This window comes from Bartonella sp. CL162QHHD (assembly GCF_042195435.1).
Lineage (GTDB): Bacteria > Pseudomonadota > Alphaproteobacteria > Rhizobiales > Rhizobiaceae > Bartonella.
Map to the genome: position 1 here is coordinate 1 of NZ_JBHIOG010000071.1, position 1,265 is coordinate 1,265.

The 1,265-nt window shown below is 30.3% G+C and carries 1 protein-coding gene; it reads right to left on the reverse strand.

Annotated features, from left to right (window positions below; translation table 11 throughout):
- Window positions 1-886 precede the first annotated feature (886 nt).
- The coding region (locus ACFILD_RS08095; RefSeq protein ID WP_375658281.1) for an autotransporter outer membrane beta-barrel domain-containing protein at window positions 887-1,265 on the reverse strand (379 nt) is incomplete at its 5' end.

Genomic DNA, 1,265 nt, shown 5'->3' on the forward strand with positions numbered 1-1,265 from the left:
GATTGTTTATCAGCATCTTCAGTTTAATCAGGCGCGTGATATTGATAATCTTGATGTTGATTTAGGAAAATTTCATCAATGATTTAGAATACTCACTCATCATTCTACATATTCAATAAAAAACTGAATATTATAAATTTCTTTCATTCAAACCTGTTTATATTTAATCAATTAACCCCTTGTTCATCACAAACGAAGCTGGCATGTAAAAAAGGACTTTTGAAAAAAGGTGTATTGCTTCTTATGAACATTCTCGAGTGCTAAAATCTGCGCAAATATTAAATGCTGAAAAAAGAATGATGATATCCGCGCATAACCGCAATAAAAATAATATCCTGTATCCAATCAAAATTTCTCTGCCACCTATCATTTACAAAACAACAACCGTAACAATACGATAAAGCATACTTTACTTTTATTATAATTTGACCTCAAACTCCCTCTGTTTGTTCTAAAAACAAGTATTTCTCCAAAATTCTTAAGTAAACATCCTAAAAAAGGAAACAAATAATATGCGTATGAAATGATATAAACGTAAATAAAGTTCTAAAACAAAATTCAAAAAAATGCATAAATCTCGTAAAGACTAAACTTATGATCTATAAAATTTAATAAAGAAATGGACAAAAACAACCATCAATATCGTCTCTTTTAAAAGATTATACCACAAGAATTTAGCATTCAAGCTTCTCACATTCACAATGAAATCTGCCCCCATATCTTAATATCAAAATTTTAGGAAAATTCCTCATCGCATAGAAGAAAGCATCTATTGTAATCTTTTATATCAAAAAAATAACCATATTGATGAGGAAAAATAAATTTCAATACATTAAAAGGCAGAAAAATCTTCTGCCTTTCATATAAAAATGCACATTATATCTCTTCAAAAAAGATGGCGCAATCCAGCAGAGAAACTGGCTCCAGAAAAACCAGCTTTCTTAAATTTATGCTGATAAGTTACATCTCCATGAAGAAAAAGTTTTGAAGAAAGACGAGCATTAAACCCAAGACCTGCTTCCAAAAAAGAACCAAAAAAACCTAATTGGAAATCGTTTTTAAAAGAAACAAATTGCTTATCTTCAAAACTATGCAAATAAGAAAGCTTACTATAAAAAGAAACGACACGTCCCTCTTCAGAAACATTAAGTGTCTTGCTTAAACGCCCACCAACACGCCCCACCCATTGATGAAATTTTCCTAAATCAACATCAAGATTATCAATATCACGCGCCTGATTAAACTGAAGATGCTGATAAACAATC